Source organism: Natrinema soli, assembly GCF_028618695.1.
Genome location: NZ_JAQIVI010000298.1, coordinates 1 through 20377 on the forward strand (window position 1 = coordinate 1; position 20377 = coordinate 20377).

Sequence of the window (20377 nt, forward strand, 5' to 3'; positions counted from 1 at the left end):
CGACGACGAGCGCGTCGCCTGTCTCACCACCGGCCACCTGCTCAAGGATCCCGACGCCGCGGCCGCGGCGGGCAGCGAACCCGAGCCCGTACCCGCCGAGACGCGGGGCGTTCTCGCGAGCCTCACGAGTGAGAGCTCGTCGGATCGATAGATCCGACGGCGTGCTCGAGCACCTGCAGGAATAGCGTCGTTCGGACGGACGACCCGCGTCAGACGCGTCTGACGCCCGACTGACTGACCTTTTTCCGGAACGGTATGGTAGGCGTTGTCGAGCCATGTCCGCCGAGCAACGAGGTCCAACGCCCATCCGCTTCACTGCCGAACACAGGTATCCGAACCAGCCCGCCGGATCGGACCACCGAGACGGTCACCCGCTGCAACGGCCCTCCCCCGACTCGGGTCGACGGGAACCGCCGCTCGCCTACAAGATCGAACGTGCGCGGCTTCACGCCCGGATTGCCGCCCTCGAGCAAATGGTCGAAACCAGCGAACGACGCCGACAGGCCGTCATCGATCAGTACGAACACCTGTTGGCCGATCGATCGGACGACGAGACGGCGACCCACGAGTCGGAATCGCAGTCACGGTCCCTGCTGGCGCAATTAATCGATCGATAGCCTCCCCCTATTCTTTCCCTCCTATCCCTCAGTTTCCTTTAGTCATTCCAACAGTTTAAATATCAAGCGGAAGCCAGTGGCAGATAGGGAATGAAATAACCAATGGCGAATGCTGATACGTCTGTAGTCTGTCCCGAATGCGATGGCAGATTGCGGAAGAGGGATGCGGAAATAGTCTGTGAGGAGTGCGGACTCGTTTCGTCAGAGGACGCGATCGATCACGGTCCCGAGTGGCGGTCGTTCGACGACGAGGACAGCGATCCGAGACGCACCGGAGCCCCGCTGACCCGCTCGAGACACGATCGGGGGCTCTCGACGAAGATCGGATACGGCTCCGGCTCGAGTTCGGGGTACAGTTCTCGGTTGACCGGCAGAAAACGACGGCAGATCGCTCGATTACGCCGAGAGCACAATCGAGCTCGAATCTCCTCGAAGGCCGAACGAAATCAGGTGTACGGATTCACAGAAATCAGGCGGATCACCGCCTTGCTCTCACTACCGGACTCCGCCCGAGAGCAGTCGTGCGCGCTCTTCGAGTCCGCTCAGTCCGAAGACCTCCTGCAGGGCCGGTCGCTGGAAGGCTTCGCCGCCGCCGCGATCTATGCGACCTGTCGGACGCGCTCGATCGCCCGGACGACCGACGAAATCGCCGCCGTCGCGCGCGCCGACAGCGACGAACTCACCGTCGCCTACGACGCCTTGAACCGTGAACTCGGTCTGCCGACGGGGCCGATCGATCCCACGCAGTATCTCCCGCGGTACGCGTCGAAACTCGACCTCGGACAGGCGGTCGAGCGGCGTGCGCGAGAGCACGTCGACACCCTGCTCGAGGCCGGGCTGATCGGCGGGCGCAATCCGAGCGGGGTCGCTGCGGGCTGTCTCTACAAGGCCACCGGCGAATGCGAGGAGTGGCCGTCGTTGACTCAGTCCGACGCCGCTGCGGTGGCCGACGTCGCTGCCGTGACGATCCGATCGACCGTCATGAATCTCAGAGAACTCTAACGTCACGTCCGAGAGTTTCGGTCCGCTACTCGTCCTACGTCGTCCGAAGCGTATCCGTACTCGGCTCGTAGACCTCGCCTTTCTGTTTGAGCTTGTCGATCTCGTGTTCGGCTTTGGACTGATCCATGCCGACTTCCTCGGCCCGCTCGAGGACGATGTCGACCGGCGCGCCGTCGTCGTACTCCTCCTCGATGTCGCCGATCAGCTGTTTGAGGTTCTTGATCCGGTCGCGCTGGGACTTCGAGGTGCCGGCCTCGACGATGTCCGCGTCGAACTCGCCGGTCTCGGGATCGACGCCGATGTCCTGCAGACACGATCGGACGATCTCGATGACCCGTTCGGCGTCGGCCTGCTCGACCGTATCCGACAGTCGCACGCGAGCGCTGGCCTCCGAGAGGCGCACCAGCGCCTCGAGTTTCCGCGCCGTCACGGGGACCGGTGCGTCCTCGTCGGACCCCTTCGCACGCAGGTCGACGTAGAAGTCCCGGATCGAGTTGCGAGCGCTCTCGGTCATCCGCGGATGGCAGTTCTGTTTCGCGTAGGCGATGTACTTGCGCAGGAGTTCGGCGTCGATCTCCGGATCGACCTGCTCGGTCATCTCGTCGATCTCCTCGGTCGAGACGTCCATCGACGTCATCTCCTCGCGCTGCGTGGTCAACTCGCCGGCGTAGTTCGTGGTGATGATGTGCTCCGCGAGATTGCGGTCTTTCTCCTCGTCGGGCTGGTCCGTCACCGTGAAGATCAGGTCGAACCGCGAGATGAGCGCCGGCTCGAGGTCGATCTGTTCGCCGATCGGCTCGTACTGGTCGAAGCGACCGTACTTGGGGTTGGCCGCACCGAGCAGCGAACAGCGGGACTTGAGCGTCGCATTGATTCCGGCCTTCGAGACCGAGATCTTCTGTTGCTCGAGGGCTTCGTGCATGGCACTCCTGTCTTCCGATCGCATTTTATCGAGTTCGTCAATCGCTGCAATCCCCTGATCGGCGAGGACGAGCGCGCCGGCCTCGAGGGTCCACTGCTGGCCGTCACCGAAGTCGTCGCGAACAGCGGCGGCGGTAAGACCCGCCGAGGACGAGCCCTTCCCGGAGGTGTAGACGGCTCGAGGGGCGATGTTCTGAATGTAGCTCAGCATCTGCGATTTTCCTGTACCCGGATCGCCGATCAGGAGCATGTGTAGGTCTCCCCGAATCCTCGAGCCGTCGGGCAGCTGCTTCGTCACGCCGGAAAACAGCTGGAGGATCATCGAGAGCTTCTCCTGATCGTAGCCGTAGATCGAGGGCGCGATGGAGGCGACCATCTGCTCGTAGATACCCTCGGAGCTCGAGAGTCGGACGATCTCCTCTTTGTCCTGGTCGGTGATGTCCATGTCCTCGAACTGCTCTTCGTCGACCTCGACGGACATCCCCTCCATGTAGAAGTCGAAGACCGGCGACTTCTCCTGCTGGTCGCCCTGTTGCTCGAGCCGGAGGACGCCCGTCGCGGAGACGTGGTCGCCGGGCGTGACCTCGCCGGTGATGTCGTCCTCGATGTGGATGTCGAGCGACTGCGGGGTCTCCCCGCCGCGCAGCCCCTCGGGACTCTCCTGAATGCGCAGCTTCTGTGAGTCGACGAACTCGGACTGGTCGAAGTTGACGCGGAACGGGCCCTGCCGTTCACAGCCCTGGCACTCGTGGGGTTCCTGAAAGTCGCCGCTGGACTGGGGGACGCGGGTGAGGGTGCCACAGAGCTGGCACTCGAAGGCGGATTCCTCGATCTTGGGCCGGACGTCGGTGGCCTTGCGGACGATCCCCCGGACCTGGACGAGGGAGTTCATCTCTCGAGCGCGGATCTCCCGAATCTCGGGAGACTCGGTCTCAGGGAGGTTTCGGATTCGGACATGGGCCTGCCCGAGGCTCACGTCGATCGGGAGGTCGTAGAGACGCAGCGCCTCTTCGGCGTAGCGCTGGAGCTGTTCCGGCTGGTTCAAAAAGTCGTCCGCGAGGTCGGGATCGAACTTGTAGAGATCCTGCCAGTTGATGTGGAGCGACCGCTGCTCGTTGGGATACTGCTGGGCAAGCTGCTTGATCTCGTTGTCGTAATAATTGCGAAAGAACTGCTCGAACGAGTCGACGAGTTCAGAATTTCCCGCTTGCGCCATTGCACCGTTCTAGGACCGCCATCGGGTATAAATGGTCGTATACCGGGGCGAAACTGAACGGAGACGAGCGCCAGTCGGTCTCCGCCCTCGAGTCGCCATCGTTCCGTCGTTCGGGCGCGATACGAAGCCGTGTCCGTGTCCTCGAGAAATCGGAAAATCGATTCGGTCCACGTCGAACCCGTCGACCCTGTTTTCGTGGCAGGCCGATGTGGACCACACGCCGTGTACAGTATTCCCGTCGACCGGTTGGCCGCGCGGCCACAGTTGTTCGTTCGACCCCGACGGTATGTAATTACGGCCAATCTGTTTTGGATGTCGGGGACCGAGAAGTAGAGCGGTAGCCGCAACGCGGTCAGACGGACCGCTGTCAGTCAGTTCCGGCGCACCCGCATGGCGGGTCGCGGGTGCGCCGGGACACGGTGACAGCAGACCGTATCAATCGGCACCGCTCGCGGCCTCACCGTGTTTCTCCCCCAGTACGGAGAGCGCAGACACCGGTAGCACCGGTGGGAGCGGCGGGACCGATCTCTTCGATCTCGGCGACGTGCTCGTCCCCTGATCGCCATGGCGATTCCCGTCGGTCTCGTCGCCGAAGGGGTGATCTACGTCGGCGATCGGTTCCTCGAGTAGTCGGGGCGAGAGATTGAGGCGAGTTCGCTCCTCGATTCGTCGTTCTACCGACGTTCTCGAATTCGCTTTCGAGATCGGCCCTGTACAGGCGGTAAATCCACCTGTTCCGGCCGATACCGGAATCGAGGTCTGCCGAACACCCTTCGTACGTTGGAGCCGTACTGATAGCGATGTAGCCGCTTCGTCTCATTCCATGGCAACGCAATCTACCCGAACGCGAGCCGCGGTTCGCTGTGAGAACTGTGAAGCGATCCTCGTTGCCGAGGTCACGCCGGCGGGTTCGATCCGCCCGCTGGGCACGAGCGAGGACTGCGTCTGCGGTGACGGATCGTTCACTCGACTCGAGCAACCAACCCCGTCTCCCTGATCGGTGCTGTGTTCCCCGTCGGGGCGTCGCTCGATCGGTCGATGCTGCTCCGCGATGGGAATGGATTTCGAAGACGATCACAAACGCGCAGGGAGGCCGTGGCAAACTTGTGCGGTCGTCCATGTTGCGAAGATACGAATACATATGCCCAATAGTTCTCGCTCATTAGCCATGTTTACCTCGATAAGAAGCTTTATTGTTGGACATACACTACACAGTAGTGAGGTGATGACGACGAATACCAAAACTACCACTACGGCTGTACGAAACCCCCTGTGGCCATTGTGACCATACTCCGTGTGGGCCCCGCCACCGGCTAGCACCAGAGATTGTCACGCCCCGACATCATACGCCTCGATTTTCGGCGTTCGATTTTCACGACGAATCCTGATACTCCGGCGCGATCGCCCGGATTGGAACAAACGGAAGACATCCCTGCTCGCCTCACGTTGCTCGTCTGTGCGGGCTGTGACTTTCAGGATTCGAATCAGCCGATCGTTACGAATTCGTCGCTCGCGGCTTTGCTCGCGCTACTATCTGAGTACGCGGCTCGGAAAGTTGCGCGATGCCGGACTGGTCGATCACGTCGACGAGGGATTGCACCGGATCACTGACCGCGGCCGTGCGTATCTCGAGGTTGAACTCGAATACGACGCGCGGAATCTCGAGCGCAGTCGCGATCACCCCTGAGCCCTTATTCGGGTGTTCGTTCGCGTATCGCATCACGGTCTGGTAATCTAAAACGGCAGTCCACGGGTCCTCGTAGGCAGCCCCGTTGTATGTGCGCGCGAGGTCGCGTTCGGCGATCACCGGTTCGTCCCACTCCAGAGAAGTGCCTATTCCCGAATAGCCAAATTCGTGTCGTTTCAGCGGAAAAGAAACAAATCGCAAGAGGGGACGGGCTCAAGGCCCCGCTGTATTCGAGATAGGAGTCGCTAATTCTCAGCTTTGAAATCGATGGCAGTTGAGAAGACTTTCACGAACCTCTAACTATATATGGGAAGCGTAGCCTGCTGATGGTACGCACCAAGCGGAACGGCAAGAAGGCGCGTCGGGTTGGCTGTGAAGTTCCAATCCCCCTACACGCGAAAAGTGGTTCCAGACCACCGCGCATAACCTTTCCGACCGTTCACAGCGGTGCTGTGATAAACATGGATTTGAAGCAATACAGATCGAAGCTGATCGGAAACGGCGACGAACGAGCAGTATCACCAGTTATTGGCGTGATCCTCATGGTTGCGATCACCGTCATTCTCGCGGCCGTGATTGCAGCATTCGTGCTGGACATGGGTGATACGAGTGCTACTGCCCAAGCGACATTCGACGTCGAACACAATAGTTCATCCAATGAGTCAACAGTCACAATCACTAACATTGATAGGCTGGACGACTGGGGAGCTGCTTGCGGTAGCGTGAGTGAAGGCAATCTATCAAACGCTGACCCATCTGTAGGTGAAAACGTGACGGGGTTATCCTGCGAGCCGGATAATGTGAAAATTATAGGTGAATACGAAGGCGAATCAACCATACTGCGATAATAAGATAGAAAAAGAAAGGAATCGGTGACGAAGAGAAACGTGTAATCAGCGTTCACGCATCGATACCCTCGACGAGTTCGACAGTCCACTCACCATCCCTGATATAACGGATGTGGCGGTGTGTTCTCCCTCGAGATCGCCGTGTTCGTCAAGTAGCCCCTCGACGCGGAGATCGTCTTTCGGCAGGGTGATCCCGAGCGAGTTCTGGTCGAAGCGTCTGAATTTGTTCAGCGCCATGCAGCGGGCGGCAACCCGCCTTGATATAAAGTTCGGTGAACCTTGGTTTTCCTGACTTTTTCGATGGGAGGGGATGACGACCGGTCGTATGGCCCTTAACCACCCATCAAACGCGGTACCAGGCGCGGTACGGCGTGAAGACGGCATCGACCTGATTGACAGCGTGCTCGCACCGCTGTTCGTGCTCGCGACGATCTCCGCGGCGGGTGATCTGAATGGCGGCCCATCGGCCAATAGCCCACCGCGCTCGCTCCCTCCAAGGAGCGAAGCGAACGATGGGCGCGCGGCCCGAGGCCAGCGGGGATATATCGGCGCGCGACGCGCATGGTCCGCGTGAATCGGTCGAAGCGAGCGAACCACTTCGGGACCGCCGTCGAGAAACGGATGGCCGAGAAGCGTCGCTCCGATCTCGAGCGGGCCAGCTGGCACGATGCGAGATTCGGGAACGGAACGCCCGTCGAGATCAAGTCAACGATGCACAAGCGTTCCGACGGCCAGCCCGGAAACTGGAAGGTCTACCGGGAGTACCACGAGAAACTCCGGCGGCACGACGGCTGGTACTGTTTCGTCGTCTACCGGCCACATGGGCGATCGGGCTGCACAATCCTACGTGACAAAATAGTCCGCTCGAGCGAGTTCCCACTGCTCCGGTGGCACGGTGGCGGTGATCACCGCGGGACCGAGCAAGCGAAGCTCTCGATTGGCACTATCTTCTGAGTAAGTGAGTCTCTTCCACCGTAATCTCTCATTTCCTCCCTACTCAGAATATATCATGGGAACTGATCATAGGCCGTTGTCTGACGCGCGTCATTAGAGGAACGTCTGGTTTTATAAGGTAGTTCCTGACATCGGAGATTGTGCAACCCAATCAATCACTCAGTCTGAAGATTGTAGACAAAGTCGCCGAACGCGAAGGAGTCCAACCGGAGGAGCTCAACCCACCGATCCACTACGTGATCAACACGGACGCACTTGACTCACTCTATGACGCACGCGACTCCGAGAGGAATCCGACCACAATCGAATTCGTCTACAAAGGTTACACGGTGACTGTCGATAGTACAGGCGATGTGGATCTCGAGAATCGTGTCGCGGCCATCGACCCTGAGAAAACCGCAGTGTGACCCGCTCTGAGCCCCGAGACTGAGATTTGATCTCTTACTATTCCGCGTCAACAGCGGTCTCAGTAGTGACTTTGAAAGCCACTACTCGAGACGAGAGCGTCTCGGCGATCGCTCGGCGCTGCTCGAGCGTGAGGTCGACGCGCTCGAGGACTTGGCGGGAGGCCTAGACGATCGTCAGAACGCCATTGCAGGCACTCACCACTGTTTTCATCTTGTTGCAGTCGTAGCAGTCAGCTGCACGTTCGATCGCGTCTCGTCGGTATGCGTAGTCGCCGTCGGTTCTGATTCGGATACTCGTACACACGACCCCTGAAATCCTCGTTATTGGACTCGCGATATGCACACGACGAGTCGCGGCTCGTGTGCATATTCGGGAAACGGATTCTGTCGACGTGCAACCCCGAGAAGGGGTGTGAAAGAGGTCAATTTCACCACGTCTTCAATTTCCTGTGTCCCGGGAAACCCGGTTTCCAGAGTTACGTTTTTATCCGCTCAATGAACCACTCTGGAGCGTTGACGGGAGCCTGGATTTCGAGGTCTTTCACCCGTCTATATTGATGTTGATGCTGCTCGTCTTGACACTGGTTCCGCCGCTGCCCGTCCTGACCTGAATATCACCTGTATCAATACGGGTGCCGCCGCTGCCAGCCTTGACCTGAATGTCACCTGTATCAATATGGGTACCGCCTGCCTTCTGATCGTCTTTCTTCTGTTTGTCGTCCTTGTGGCGCTTCTTCTGGTCGTCTTTCTTCTGCTTGTCGTCCTTGTGGCGCTTCTTCTGGTCGTCTTTCTTCTGCTTGTCGTCCTTGTGGCGCTTCTTCTGGTCGTCTTTCTTCTGCTTGTCGTGCGCAGAAGCGACCCCGCTCAGTCCAATTGTACTGAGACTTATTCCCCCTGTGGTCCGGAGAATGCTACGACGGGTGCTTGTCGATTTATCCTTGTTCATTCTAATACCGGGTGGATCACACCCACTTCAGATGTGTCTCGGAGCGGATTATAAACACAGTAGAGGCGTTCATATATCAATATCATAATAATATAATTACCAGTATAGCCATATCCAAAATATACCGTATTAATAACGACGTGACCGAATCAATCGAACAGAATAAGATATTAATTAAGTATGAAAAAAAACGATATATGGCTGGAAAAACTAGTAATCGTACGAACAGAGAGAAGCGAGGATAGCGGAACCAGATCCTTCGTCCATTCTATCGTCATCTGCTTAAAGACTTATTTCTCCCAGATCCCTTATTTATCGAATTATTTTGTACAATTCTATTGAGACACCAGCCGACATGGTGGTTAGTACTAACTGGCGTATATATTGTTGGACAGAATTTCGAATATTGATCGTTGAGATTGGATTTGTGTTGATTTCCATCCAACAGGCGATCACTGACTGATTATCGTTTGAACAGGGGAGATCAGACAACCCGTTACATGTGCTTCAACTGGGAGAGAATCGTATCAATCCGCATCCGACGGGGCTCGCCGTGTTCGTCGAACTCGAGGTCGGCCCCGTTCTTCGCGAGCCACTTCTGGAACGACGATGACTCCGCAACGTGGTCGGCTAAGCCCATGAGATGCTGCATCCGGTCGGCGTCGCTCTCGATCGCGTACTCGGCGGACTCGACGAGGCGGGTCATCGCGAACCACCATCCCCGCGATCAGTAGCCGCCTGTATCGATCGTTCAAGCGTTCGTGACAGTTGGGAAAGGTTATTCCCGTATCCAGTAGTAATTGCCCTCGGTAAAATGACAGAGAGAACAGACAGGGTAGTCTTATACTGTGACAACTGTGGGTTAATACAACCAGGTATTAATGTATTAGATGGAGAACTGAAGGCGATGGGGAAAGGTTTCTGCAAGTGTGGCGGAACGAGCTTTACTCTCGCTGAGGACGTAAACTGAGTAGGACCGTTCCAGACAGCACGATCAGCCCGAAAGGTGCCAGTAGCCGCATAAAATCGGAGAGTGAGAAACGCCCTGAGGTATATGGAGACGACTGGGAACATATCGACTGCAGTCGGCGTGGCGGTGGTGTAGCGTAACACGCGCCCGATCCACGGGTGTGCCGAAGGTGCAACTCCTTCCCGTCACAGTCTCCAGCAGAGTTTGGTTGTCGTTCAGTACCGCTTGGGGGGTATCCACCGTCGGCGCGAACCGCTCGGTTCTCGAGCGCCCGCCGAACGGCCACATCAGTCGCTTGATGAGTCGGATGGGCTATGGGCGTTCGACTGCCGACATCGGAGAGCCGATTCGCCGGAACAAACCAGCTACACATCGGCCTCACCGCCGTGGCGGCCGGGCGACGTTTCCGGTCCGGAATCGATACGCCGGCGCCAGCAGCGGAGCCGTGGCTCAGTCGCATGTACGTATCGCAGTCACCACAGCGGTGGGCTTGGTTTCGGTTATCACCGAAAACTCGCGAGAAGTGGTCGGTGACATGGGCTCCGCAGTGCTTGTACGTCGAGTTGTCGACCGACGGCCAGGGCGCGACCGTCATGCTGACTACCTCCAGAAAGCGGTTGCTAACTGGTGTGAGAACGACCGGGTCAAAGCGGCAAATCACGCCGCTTTACGTGTATACCGTATGGGATCGCCCGGATTTGAACCGGGGTCACGGGCACCCAAGGCCCGAAGTATACCAAGCTAACCCACGATCCCGTATTTACTCCAATCGCGCCCACGTCATAAAGCGTTTCGTTACGGTCCGAACGGTTTTGCCCGATGCCGTGATAGCGCCAGCTATGACCGGACTCGAGATGCTGCTTTTGATTCTCGTGTTGGTACTCGTCCTCGTGGCGGCACAGCTCATCGAGGTCGCGAGACCCTTCATCGTCAACGCGGTGGGCGGACTCGTGGTGTTGTACCTCGCCCAGGTCGTCTTCGGCATCGGAGTAGCGGTGACGCCGCTGACGGTTGCGATCGTCGCGATCGGCGGCGTTCCGGGCTCGTTGCTCGTGCTCGCGCTCTCGCTGTTCGGTGTCGCCTTCGTTCCGTGAGCCCTGCTGATCGGCGTCGACCGTCGACTCATACGATCTGCTGTACCATTGTATCGGCGCACCCGCACGGCGGGTCGCGGGCGCGCCGGAACTGACGGAGCGTACTCCGTCTCAGTTTCCGAGAATACGTGCGATGTCCTCGTCGGTCGCTTCGGTGACCGCATCGGATCCGGCGTCGGCCGTCGACGCCCCGTCCCACTCGGCCAGTAACGCCGCGACGTCCTCGTCGGTCGCCTGCGGGAGCGACTCGTTTGCATCGTCGTCGGCGACGACGGCGTCGAAAATCGTCCCGAACGTCGAGACGACCCGGTCCTCGTGGCGCGCCGGATCGAAGTGAAAGTGGGCGTAGGCGTCGACGCTCGAGAGCCGGTTCGTGAGGACGTGCGCGAACTGAAAGACCTCCTTCGGCGAGGTGTGACGAAGCAGGGCGTCGAGCGAGTCGAAACAGACCGTGATCTCCCCGCCGGTTTCGTCCCAATGTTTACAAAACCGGCTGACCGCGACGCCGATCGCGGAGAGATCGGTCGGATCGGTCACCGAATCGGTGACGATCGGCCGGGAAAAATCCGGCTCCGATTCGTCGCCGGCGTCGGTCAGGACGTCCCCAATCGCGAGCTGCCCGAGCGGGCCGTCGATCGTCTCTTCGTCGGGACAGTCCGGCTCCTCGTCGGCGAAGGTGACCGCGAGATGAGCCGTGTCGCTGTCGGCGTAACACAGCTCCTCGCAGGCGTCCGGCCCTGTTCGTCCCGAGTGGACGAGCAACACGTTCGCGGGTGGATCGATCGCGGCTGGCGTCGTCGTGTCCATAGTGACAGCACCGGGACGGGTTCCCGTATTGGACATCGATTGGTTCCTCCCGTCCTTTACCGTTCCGGCCGCGAACGGGGAGCGAAAACGATCTCGGTCGCGTTCCAGCGCGCCGTCGGCGGGTACCGATCGCACTGCGAGCCCAGTCAGAGGTCCGCGTCGCGGAGTTCGATGTCCGCGACGAGTTCGTAGGGATGAGCGTCTTTCCGGATCCCGTCGAGAAGGGTGAACGCCTGGCCGGGCTCGAGGAAGTGTTCGGTCACGACGCGACCGAGCGGCGTGGGTTCGAAGCCGTCGATGAAGTCGTACTGCAGCAGCTTGCCGACGGCGTGTTTCGTGGGGACGTCGCCGAGCATGCGGTCGTTGAGCGCCTTCGCGGCCTTGCCGCCGACTGTGACGTTCGCGAGCGTCTCCTCGACAGCCGCAGCCTCGTCGTAGTGGGTCATCACCGACTCCATCTCGCCTTTGAGGAGTTTGAAGGCGACCTCGTCCTCGCTCATCTCCATCGAGTTGTGGTAGACGGTGTCGGGTTCGACGAGGACGTACACCGTCCCCGTGTCGTGATAGTCGGGGCGGCCCGCGCGGCCGAGCATCTGGTGGAACTCCTGGACCGAGAGCCACTCGATGCCCATCGCCAGCGAATCGAAGATGACCTGCGAGGCGGGGAAGTCGACCCCGGCGGCCAGCGCGGCGGTCGTGACGACCGCCGAGAGCTCCTGCTCGCCGAACTTTCGTTCGACCGTCTTCCGGCGCTTGTAGTCCAGTCCGGCGTGGTAGGGGGCGGCCGAGTAATCGAGCTTCCGCGAGATCTCGTGACAGCGCCGCCGGGAGTTGGTAAAGATGATCGTCTGCCCGCGATACCCCTTCGAGGACTCGGTGTCGAACTCGCGTTTGACGAGCTTGTTCTCGACCCGTACTTTCTCCTGGCCGTCCGCGAATGTGACGTGGCGTTCGATCGGGATCGGACGCTCCTCGAACTCGATGAGCGTGGCCTCGAGCGCGTTCGTGAGCTGTTCGGGGTTGCCGACGGTCGCCGAGAGGTAGACCCACTGCGCGCCGTCGTACTCCTCGCGGCGCGCCGCCCGCTGCTCGCAGGTGTACTTGAGCCGCGAGATGAGGCCGTCGAGGCGGTGGCCCCGATCCTCCTCCTTGAGGGTGTGGACCTCGTCGATGACGACGGTCCCGATGTCACCCATCTCCTTGCCCGTCCGCAGGGCGTGATCGATCCCCTCGTAGGTGCCGACGATGATGTCGGCGTTCGGGTCGAACTGGTTGCCGTTGTCGGCGATCCGGCTCGCACCCACGCGGATGGAGACGTCGACGAGGTGACCGTACTCGTCCTGAAAGTCCTCGTATTTCTGATTGGCCAGCGCCACCAGCGGCACCAGAAAGAGCATCGTCCCCTTTCCGTTGAGGACGCGGTCGATACCGGTCATCTCGCCGACGAGGGTCTTCCCGGTCGCCGTCGCGGAGACGACGAGCTGGTCCTCGCCGTCGAGGAGGCCGTTCTCGACCGCGAGACTCTGGACCGGCAGCAGCGTGTCGAACCGGTCCTCGAGCAGGTCCTGGATACCCGGATGCAGGTTCAACGAGTCCGTCCGAACGGGGTCGACCTCCTCGGTCGTCGCCGAGATGGTATCGAACTTCGTCAGATCGGGATCGAGCTGTCCCTTGAGCAGGTTGACGATCCGTTCTAGGTCCTGGACCTCCAGCATGAGCTCTTCGAGGCGTTCCTTGGCGGCACCCGAGACCGCGCCGCCGCCGGAAAAGGAAAGCTGGCGCTCGAGTTCCCGTTTCGCACAGTCCGTACAGATCCAGTCGTTGTCGTCTTTGACGGCGGTCTCGGTCGTAATCGGCGAGTACCGGCCCGCGCCGGCGCAGTAGCGGCAGGTCCGAACGGTCTTGACCTTATCCTCGAGCTGGTAGCCCGCGAGCATTTCCTGAAGGTCGCGACGACCCGCACTCGAGGTCTGTTCGGAGATGCGGATCCGCTTGGATCGGCGGGCGAGTTCGACGAACTCGTCGGGTTGCCGGGGCTCCTCGCTCGAGCCGTCTTTGAGTCGGAACTTCGCGGGACGGGGGCCGGCCGAGGTTTCCGAGAGTTCGAGCTTCGCGCGGAACAGTCGCTTCCCGCCACGTTCGATGACGACGAGATAGTCGCCACCCGTTTCGTGACAGAAGATGGTATCGACCTGCTGGACCTGCTTCGACACGACAGTGAATAGTAGCGTGGCGTACTTGAGCGATTCGGACTCGAGCGCGTCGATCCCGGACCGACCCGAACGCGCGCCGCCTCGCGGAGTTCGACCGAGCGGTCCCTAGAAGTCTCCGTTGACGATGTCGCTGACTTCCTGCGGATCGTACAGTTGCTCGTCGATGCCGTAGAGCTGCTCTGCCAGCTGCTGGGTGACGGCGAGGTTGGTGATCGGTCCCTGGTAGAGCGGACCGGCCCGATAGATATCGCCGTTCTGGACGGCCGTGAGTTGCTGTGCGACGTCGTGATCTTTCATCGGCTCGACGGTGCCCTGTACGAACTCCTCCCGGGACTCGTACTCTTCACTGCGCAGCAGGATGTTGTCCGGATCGATCTCGAGCAGCGTCTCGTAGTCGACCTCGCCGCGTCCGCTGTGGAAGTCCTCGACGTTAGTGTTCGCGAGCGCGTCCTCGTACCCGAGGTCCTGGAGCGGTTTGTAACTCGTTCCCTCATCGACGATATACGGGAGGAAAACGTCATCCTGGGGCCACAGGACGGCGACCTGGGGATCGTCCGCGGGGACGGTGTCCTCGATCGTCGTCTGGAACTCGTCGTGTAGCGCCTCGAACTCCTCGTAGCGTTCCTCTTCCTGAAAGACCTCGGCGAGTTTCTCGAACGCTTCGTACAGCGTCAGGTACTCGTAATCGTCGTGGAAGCCGTAATCCCGCGAGAAGATGCTGTTGCCGAAAAAGGGCGTCCCGGTCGACGCGACTTGATCGATGTCGTCGTCGCTCCACTGGCCTTGCCCCTTCAGGAAGTTCGGGTCCATGACGAAGACATCCACGTCCTCGCTCAGATCCATGAACTCCTCAACGGTCAGTTCGTCCTCCCAGAGCGCGTCGATATCGTCCGGATCGACGCTCACGTCGGGGATTTCGTCGTAGTACTGCGTGTGGTACCGGTGGGTGAGGTAGAGGGCCGCGGGGGGCTCCTGGCCCAGTGCGATCCCCATGTCGGCCCAGCTACCGTTGTTGGCCGCCCAGTTCTCCGGGACACCGTCGAACTCGACGTCGCCGACCGGCGGCATCGATACTGTATATTCGGTTTCTCCGTCCGAGGATCCGTTGTCTCCGATGCAGCCGGCCATCGCGCTCACACCTGCGAGCGCTCCCCCCGTTCGAAGCACGTTCCGTCTCGTCCACGTCTGTTTCTCACTCATTATAATTTAGGCTAACCTAAAACAGTAAAAGTGTTCCGAAGCCGTCCGACTGATCGGTGTCAGCTATCGCCGGTAACGATGTCGGCGACAGCTTGCCGGTCAAACAGTTCCTCGTCGCCGAACTCGTCGGGATAGATCCCCCGGGCCGCCCGCTCGAGCTGGAAGAGGTGAATGATCGGCCCCTGGTAGGTCATGCCGCCGTAGACGACGCGGTCGTTCCTGACCGCTCGGAGCTCGCTCGCGACGTCGTGATCGCGCATGAACGAGACGATCCCCTGCTCGAACTCCGACTCGGTGACTTTTCCCTGCTGTCTGATCGCGATAACGTCGGGATCGATCTCGAGAAGCGTTTCGTAGTCGATGGTGCCGCTCGCCGCCTGCGCGTCGCCGATGCCGTTCGAAGCGAGCGCACCGTCGACCTGCAGATCGGTCCAGTGTTTGGACTGGGTATCGTCCTCGATGTGGTACGGATAGAACGCTTCGGGTTCGGCCGAGGCGGGGACGAGGACCGCGACCTCGGGCCGCTCGTCGGGGAGTCGAGACTGCACGTCGGCCAGGACGTCATCGTGGAGCCGTTCGAACGCCTCGTAGCGCTCTCGCTCCTGAAATACCGCCGCCACCTTCTCGAAGGCCTCGTAGAGTGTATAGCGGGGGTAGTCGTGCCAGTCGTAGCTGGCCGAGAAGATCGTGTTGCCGACGAACGGCGCGACGGTCTCGGCGATTTCATTGACCTCGTCCCGGCTCCAGCCCAGCCGGTTGATCATGAAGTTCGGATCGATGAGGTGAACGTCGGCCTCGAGTTCGTAGAACACCTCCTTCCCGGTCCCGTCGTCCCAGAGCTCGGTCAGGTCGTCCGGTTCGACCGAGACGCCCGGCAGTTCCTCGTAGTAGTGAGTCCCGTACCGGCTCTGCAGGCCGATTCCGACCAGCCCGTCTGCCTGGCCGAGCGCAACGCCCATATCCGCGTAATCTCCCGTATAGGGGAGCCAGTTCTCTGGAACGGATTCGAACTCGACGGTGCCGACGGGCTCCATCGTGACGGAGTAATCGCTCTTCCCATCTCCCGACCCCTGCGTGCCGAGACAGCCGGCGGTCGCACCGAGCCCGGCGATCGCTGCCCCCGTCTTCATCAGGCGTCGTCTCGTCCGTCTCGCATCGACTGTCATCGAGTTTTAGGCTGGCCTAAAAGTACAAAAGTCTTCCGACTAGCGGCGTCAGGTCCGGTTATCCGGAAGCGCGCGCTTCGGTAGCACCTGAAGTTCGGGCTCGTACTCGACGGTGGCCTCGACGCCGAAGACGTCGGCGAGCAGCTGTTCCGTCACGACCTCTTCGGGCGGCCCCCAGTCGTAGAGTTCGCCGTCGCGCATCGCGACCAGATAGTCCGCGAAACGGGCCGCCTGCGAGATATCGTGGAGGATGACGGCGACGGTGACGCCCTTCTCCTCGTTGAGCTGTCGGATCGTCTCGAGAACGCGGAACTGGTGGTGAATGTCCAGGAACGTCGTCGGCTCGTCGAGCAACAGGACGTCGGTGTCCTGTGCCAGCACCATGGCGATCCAGGCCAGTTGCTTCTGACCGCCGCTCAGCTGGCCGAGTTCGGACTCCCGGAGGTGATCGATCCCCGCCAGTTCGATCGCGCGTTCGACCGCCCGATGATCCGCCTCGGAGACGCCGTCGAAGAAGCCCCGATGCGGGTAGCGGCCGTGATAGATGAGGTCTTCAACGGGGATCGAGCCGAGCGAGTCGTTCTCCTGCGAGAGGACCCCCATTTCGCGCGCCAGTTCCTTGCGACTGAACGCGTCGAGATCCTCGCCGTGTATCTGCACGGATCCCGTGTTCGGCTCGAGGTGCTTCGAGAGCGCCTTCAGAAGGGTACTCTTCCCGCTGCCGTTGGGTCCGACGAGCGCGGTCACCGCTTCCTCGGGGATGTCGAGGCGCGCGCAGTCGACGATGGTCTCCTCGCTCGTCGGATAACTGAGCTTGAGGTCGTCGCCGACCAGTGCGCTCTCGACCGTGTCGCCGTTGTCGTTGGTGATCCGCTCCCGTTCTCGATCCACGTCCTGCTGTGTGCGTGCCATTATAGCTCACCCATCGATTGCTGTTTCCGCATCAGATAGAGGAAATAGGGGCCGCCGATCAGTCCGGTGACGACGCCGACGGGCATCTGGGTCCCGCCCAGCGCGAGTCGCGCACCGACGTCGGCGGCGACCATCAGTGCGGGCCCGGCGAAGAGACACCCGATCATCAGCCGTCGGTAGTCCCCACCGACCGTGTTCCGAACGATGTGGGGGACGACGAGGCCGAAGAAGCTGATGATGCCGGCGACAGCGATAGCGGCGCTGGCGGCCAGAATCGCGACGGCCGAGAGGGAAAAGCGGACCCGTTCGACGCGCATACCGAGCGAACGAGCGGTGTTCTCGCCCAACATGAGGACGTTCAACTGCCGCGCACCGGCGAGCGCGATCGCGATCGCCACGGCCGCCGGCAGGATCGCGATCCGTACTTCCTCCCAGCCGGTGCCCGTGAGCGATCCCGTCAGCCAGGCGATCGCCGTCTGGACGACGCCCAGATCGTCCGCGAAGAAAAACAGACCCTGCTGGAGCGACTGAAAGACCATGTTCACGACGACGCCCGCGAGCACGAGTCGGACGGGGCTCGTCCCGCCCTTCCAGGCGATCGTGTAGACGATCACGAACGCGACCGTCCCGCCCAGGGCGGCGATCAGCGGCAGGAACGGCGTGAGGCCGCTAAAGACGACCAACGTTGCCAGCACGGCGAATCCAGCGCCGGAGCTGACACCCAGCACGAACGGACTCGCCAGTTCGTTCCGCGTCACGGCCTGGAAGATCGCACCGGAGATCGCGAGCGTCGCGCCGGCGATGATCGCGACAAACACCCGCGGCATTCGGAGGGTCCAGACGACGATGCTCGCGGTGCTCATCTCCGGCAGGTCCGTCCCGAAGAGGAACGCCGACCAGGCGTGGAAGTTGAATATCACGCTGGGATTGAACACCGCCTGCCAGGCCTCGAGGAACGTCATCGAGTACTCTCCGAAGCTCACCTGCACGAGTCCGGCGACGACGGTGACGGCCGTACTCGCCAGACAAAAGAGGACGAGCATCCCCGTGACCCATCCCTCTCGCTCTCGGGCGGACGCGTGCCCCTCGACCGACTGCGCTTCTGCCATCGCATTTAGGTGTGCCTAAAAGACGTTTAGTATTTGCGGTTGCAGAACGGTGTGGTATAGTGTTGACACCATCCGCAGTCGGGTCGGATTCTCTCGGCTCGATCCGCCCGACGGGCCGTGCCGTTACTCGAGCAGGTTTATCTCGTCGTCTCCGTTCGGAACCGCACAGATGAACGCACCCCGACGGTCACCTTCGTTGCGGTACCAGTGTACCGTCCCCGCGGGGATTAGCAGCGAGTCGCCCGCTTCCACCGCGTGCTCCTCGTCGCTGATACCCACCGTGTACTCGCCCTCGAGGACGTACTGCTCGTGTTCGACGTCGTTGGTGTGTTTCGGCACTTCGGCGCCGGGCTCGAGGACGAATCGCCGGATCGCGAAGGTCGGCGCGCCGTGATCGTCATCGATCAGAACGCCCTTCGAGAGCCCGTCGGCCGCATCGACGGTCTCGTACTCGATCTCGTCGCCGCGTCTGACCAGTGGCTCCGTCATGGTCTCGAGTCGGTGGCGGATCCACAAAACGGTCCGGGTCGACGGCGTCATCGTTATCGAGCGGCCAGCGTGAGGATCCCGATCCCGAAGCAGCCGACCAGCATGGCGATATAGGAGAGGATTATGCGCGCGTCTCCCCCGCGCTCGAATCCGAGGAACGCGGCGCCGACCGCACCGACGAGCGCGCCGACACCGAGGACGACGAGGACGACGCGCTCGGTTCGGCTCTGTCGGATCGTTCGTTCCGTCTCGCTCGCGGCGGCCTCGAGCAGCGGTCGGGCCTCCTCGTAGACGTCTCGGGGCATCGAGACGTACCCCGGTGCCGTCACCCCTCGCGTTTTAGTTGCGTACGACGGCCGGAGGACGACGGTTCCCGTCCCGGGCACGCGGCGGACGCTGACGGCCGCGAGTTCCGCGAGTTCGAACGACTGGCCGTCCACGCGAACCGTTCCCACCCCGGGATCGATTTCGCCGCGGGAGTTGACCAACTGCATGCCGATCGACGTTCCGACCGGGACCACCAAGAACAACGCGAGCAAGGCCACCGGAGACACCGCGACCGAGCCGACGATCACGACCGCGCCGGCGAGGACGCTCACCGCCGCGGGGAGCGGGCGGAGCCGATCATACCCGGTGTGCTCCGTCCACGTCCGTATCGAGGAGCGGGCCGCATCGTCGTCGACCAGCGGGAGCAAGTACAGCAGCGAGAACGGCCCGCCGATCAGCAAGAGCAAGACGAACAGCGCGAGTCGTTCGTACGCGCCGTTTACGGCGGAGAGAACGAGCACCGCGACTCCGAGTGCAACCACCAGTAGCGTCATTCCGCCGAAAAAACCGACCTGAAGGTACTGACAGAGGCGACCGAGCGTCGACGCCGACGCGCGTCGAGACCACGTGACTGCGTCGGAGTGGTCCGTCATCACTCGTCCTTCGTGTCACTGACAGATAAAATTGTGCTCGATCGGACGAGGAGTTTCGTGTTCGACAGCGCCGCCGCTCAGGGGTAGTAAAATACTGCAGTCAAGTGCCGATACCAGTTCGAATTCGCCTTACAGGCGCTCGACGTTCGTCGCGCGCGGGCCCTTGGGGGCCTGCTCGATGTCGAACTCGAGCTCCTGTCCTTCCTCAAGGTCCGGGCCGCCGATGTCTTCCATGTGGAAGAACACGTCGTCGTCCGCGTCCTCAGTCTCGATGAATCCGTAGCCGCCAGTGTCGTTGAAGAAATCAACGGTTCCTTTCGCCATTGCTTCTAAGGAGAAGCGCCAGGGAGTGATAAAAGCACCGACTCGAGTCGTGCGTCGATATCGAGGGAACGGACCCGCTCGAACCGGTATTGGCGGGTTCAGCGACAGCTCCCCTGTATCGTCTCCTGCAGGCGATGCACCGAGATCGAGACGGAGAGTCCGTTCGGACCGAGTTCCGGGAGCCCAATATTGACTTGGGGGCGCGACCATGAACGGGTATGGCAGAAACCAGGCAGTGGCAACTCGCCAGTCGTCCGGTCGGCGAACCGACCGCGGAGAACTTCGAACTCGTCACCGTCGACCGGCCCGAACCGAGCGACGGCGAGGTGCTGGTCGAGACGCTGTATCAGTCGGTCGACCCCTACATGCGCGGGCGGATGCGCGACGCGGAATCCTACGCCGAACCGTGGAACGTCGGCGAACCCATGCAGGCCGGCGTCGTCGGCGAGGTCCTCGAGTCCGAGGCCGACGAGTTCGCGGCAGGCGACGTGGTGACCGGTGATCTCCTCTGGGCGGAGCACGCGGTCGCCGACGCGGACGACCTCCAGCCGGTGAACCCGGACCTCGGTCCGGTC

19 protein-coding genes, 1 tRNA gene and 6 pseudogenes are annotated in these 20377 nt (G+C 61.1%); 9 read left to right on the forward strand and 17 right to left on the reverse strand.

What is annotated here, in order from left to right; translation table 11 throughout:
- The 3 genes and pseudogenes from PGX04_RS18090 to PGX04_RS18100 all read left to right on the forward strand — a co-directional run.
- Positions 1-151 (forward strand): annotated as a pseudogene (locus PGX04_RS18090) (threonine synthase); the annotation flags it as partial.
- A gap of 124 nt (positions 152-275) precedes the next feature.
- Complete coding sequence (locus PGX04_RS18095; RefSeq protein ID WP_273739791.1) at positions 276-617, forward strand: hypothetical protein; 342 nt, start codon at positions 276-278, stop codon at positions 615-617.
- 102 nt (positions 618-719) lie between these two features.
- The gene (locus tag PGX04_RS18100) at positions 720-1619 is read left to right on the forward strand and encodes a transcription initiation factor IIB (protein WP_273739792.1); all 900 of its coding nucleotides are present in this window, start codon (positions 720-722) and stop codon (positions 1617-1619) included.
- Positions 1620-1653: 34 nt separating this feature from the next.
- Here the strand turns inward: PGX04_RS18100 and PGX04_RS18105 are convergent, their stop codons facing one another.
- Positions 1654-3756: a minichromosome maintenance protein MCM gene (locus PGX04_RS18105; protein WP_273739793.1), complete on the reverse strand. Its 2103-nt coding sequence runs from the start codon at positions 3754-3756 to the stop codon at positions 1654-1656.
- Positions 3757-4579: 823 nt separating this feature from the next.
- Here PGX04_RS18105 and PGX04_RS18110 point away from each other — a divergent pair.
- Positions 4580-4753, forward strand: a complete 174-nt coding sequence (locus tag PGX04_RS18110; protein ID WP_273739794.1) for a hypothetical protein — start codon at positions 4580-4582, stop codon at positions 4751-4753.
- 498 nt (positions 4754-5251) lie between these two features.
- On the opposite strand, the gene PGX04_RS18115 is transcribed toward PGX04_RS18110, so the two are convergent.
- Positions 5252-5563, reverse strand: coding sequence for a hypothetical protein (locus tag PGX04_RS18115; protein WP_273739808.1), 312 nt, complete (start codon positions 5561-5563; stop codon positions 5252-5254).
- Between the two features lie 341 nt (positions 5564-5904).
- Here PGX04_RS18115 and PGX04_RS18120 point away from each other — a divergent pair, with 341 nt between their 5' ends.
- Positions 5905-6291, forward strand: coding sequence for a type IV pilin N-terminal domain-containing protein (locus tag PGX04_RS18120; protein WP_273739805.1), 387 nt, complete (start codon positions 5905-5907; stop codon positions 6289-6291).
- 52 nt (positions 6292-6343) lie between these two features.
- Here PGX04_RS18120 and PGX04_RS18125 read toward each other — a convergent pair.
- Positions 6344-6528, reverse strand: a pseudogene (locus tag PGX04_RS18125) (DUF8053 family protein).
- Positions 6529-6861: 333 nt separating this feature from the next.
- Between PGX04_RS18125 and PGX04_RS18130 the strand changes: the two are divergent.
- Positions 6862-7245 (forward strand): PD-(D/E)XK family putative nuclease, encoded by a 384-nt coding sequence (locus PGX04_RS18130; RefSeq protein WP_273739806.1) that lies wholly within the window; start codon positions 6862-6864, stop codon positions 7243-7245.
- A gap of 140 nt (positions 7246-7385) precedes the next feature.
- On the forward strand, positions 7386-7652 hold the full coding sequence (locus PGX04_RS18135; RefSeq protein WP_273739795.1) for a HalOD1 output domain-containing protein: 267 nt from the start codon (positions 7386-7388) through the stop codon (positions 7650-7652).
- 37 nt (positions 7653-7689) lie between these two features.
- Here PGX04_RS18135 and PGX04_RS18140 read toward each other — a convergent pair.
- From PGX04_RS18140 to PGX04_RS18160, 5 genes and pseudogenes are all read right to left on the reverse strand, one after another.
- Positions 7690-7944 (reverse strand): annotated as a pseudogene (locus PGX04_RS18140) (DUF7692 domain-containing protein).
- 249 nt (positions 7945-8193) lie between these two features.
- Positions 8194-8598, reverse strand: coding sequence for a hypothetical protein (locus PGX04_RS18145; protein WP_273739796.1), 405 nt, complete (start codon positions 8596-8598; stop codon positions 8194-8196).
- Positions 8599-9103: 505 nt separating this feature from the next.
- Positions 9104-9295 (reverse strand): annotated as a pseudogene (locus PGX04_RS18150) (DUF7845 domain-containing protein); the annotation flags it as partial.
- Positions 9296-9933: 638 nt separating this feature from the next.
- Positions 9934-10163, reverse strand: a pseudogene (locus PGX04_RS18155) (DUF7563 family protein).
- An 88-nt stretch (positions 10164-10251) separates the two neighbouring features.
- Positions 10252-10324, reverse strand: a tRNA-Pro gene (locus PGX04_RS18160).
- 83 nt (positions 10325-10407) lie between these two features.
- On the opposite strand from PGX04_RS18160, the gene PGX04_RS18165 reads away from it, so the two are divergent.
- Positions 10408-10662: a pro-sigmaK processing inhibitor BofA family protein gene (locus tag PGX04_RS18165; RefSeq protein ID WP_273739797.1), complete on the forward strand. Its 255-nt coding sequence runs from the start codon at positions 10408-10410 to the stop codon at positions 10660-10662.
- A gap of 111 nt (positions 10663-10773) precedes the next feature.
- Here PGX04_RS18165 and PGX04_RS18170 read toward each other — a convergent pair whose 3' ends face one another.
- From PGX04_RS18170 to PGX04_RS18210, 9 genes are all read right to left on the reverse strand, one after another.
- A complete protein-coding gene (locus PGX04_RS18170; RefSeq protein WP_273739807.1) occupies positions 10774-11469 on the reverse strand; it encodes a DUF7504 family protein in 696 nt (231 codons plus the stop codon).
- A 146-nt stretch (positions 11470-11615) separates the two neighbouring features.
- A complete protein-coding gene (locus PGX04_RS18175) occupies positions 11616-13682 on the reverse strand; it encodes a DEAD/DEAH box helicase (protein WP_273739798.1) in 2067 nt (688 codons plus the stop codon).
- Between the two features lie 105 nt (positions 13683-13787).
- Positions 13788-14882, reverse strand: a complete 1095-nt coding sequence (locus tag PGX04_RS18180) for an ABC transporter substrate-binding protein (RefSeq protein WP_273739799.1) — start codon at positions 14880-14882, stop codon at positions 13788-13790.
- 59 nt (positions 14883-14941) lie between these two features.
- Positions 14942-16048 (reverse strand): ABC transporter substrate-binding protein, encoded by a 1107-nt coding sequence (locus tag PGX04_RS18185; protein WP_273739800.1) that lies wholly within the window; start codon positions 16046-16048, stop codon positions 14942-14944.
- Positions 16049-16096: 48 nt separating this feature from the next.
- On the reverse strand, positions 16097-16960 hold the full coding sequence (locus tag PGX04_RS18190; protein WP_273739801.1) for an ABC transporter ATP-binding protein: 864 nt from the start codon (positions 16958-16960) through the stop codon (positions 16097-16099).
- On the reverse strand, positions 16960-18069 hold the full coding sequence (locus PGX04_RS18195) for a FecCD family ABC transporter permease (RefSeq protein WP_273739802.1): 1110 nt from the start codon (positions 18067-18069) through the stop codon (positions 16960-16962). Before PGX04_RS18195 ends, PGX04_RS18190 begins: the two co-directional genes overlap by 1 nt.
- Before the next feature lie 123 nt (positions 18070-18192).
- Complete coding sequence (locus PGX04_RS18200; protein WP_273739803.1) at positions 18193-18558, reverse strand: cupin domain-containing protein; 366 nt, start codon at positions 18556-18558, stop codon at positions 18193-18195.
- Between the two features lie 53 nt (positions 18559-18611).
- Positions 18612-19478, reverse strand: a complete 867-nt coding sequence (locus PGX04_RS18205) for a hypothetical protein (protein ID WP_273739804.1) — start codon at positions 19476-19478, stop codon at positions 18612-18614.
- Between the two features lie 129 nt (positions 19479-19607).
- Positions 19608-19802, reverse strand: coding sequence for a cold-shock protein (locus PGX04_RS18210; RefSeq protein ID WP_005554588.1), 195 nt, complete (start codon positions 19800-19802; stop codon positions 19608-19610).
- Between the two features lie 218 nt (positions 19803-20020).
- Here PGX04_RS18210 and PGX04_RS18215 point away from each other — a divergent pair.
- Positions 20021-20377: pseudogene (locus PGX04_RS18215) on the forward strand (NADP-dependent oxidoreductase); the annotation flags it as partial.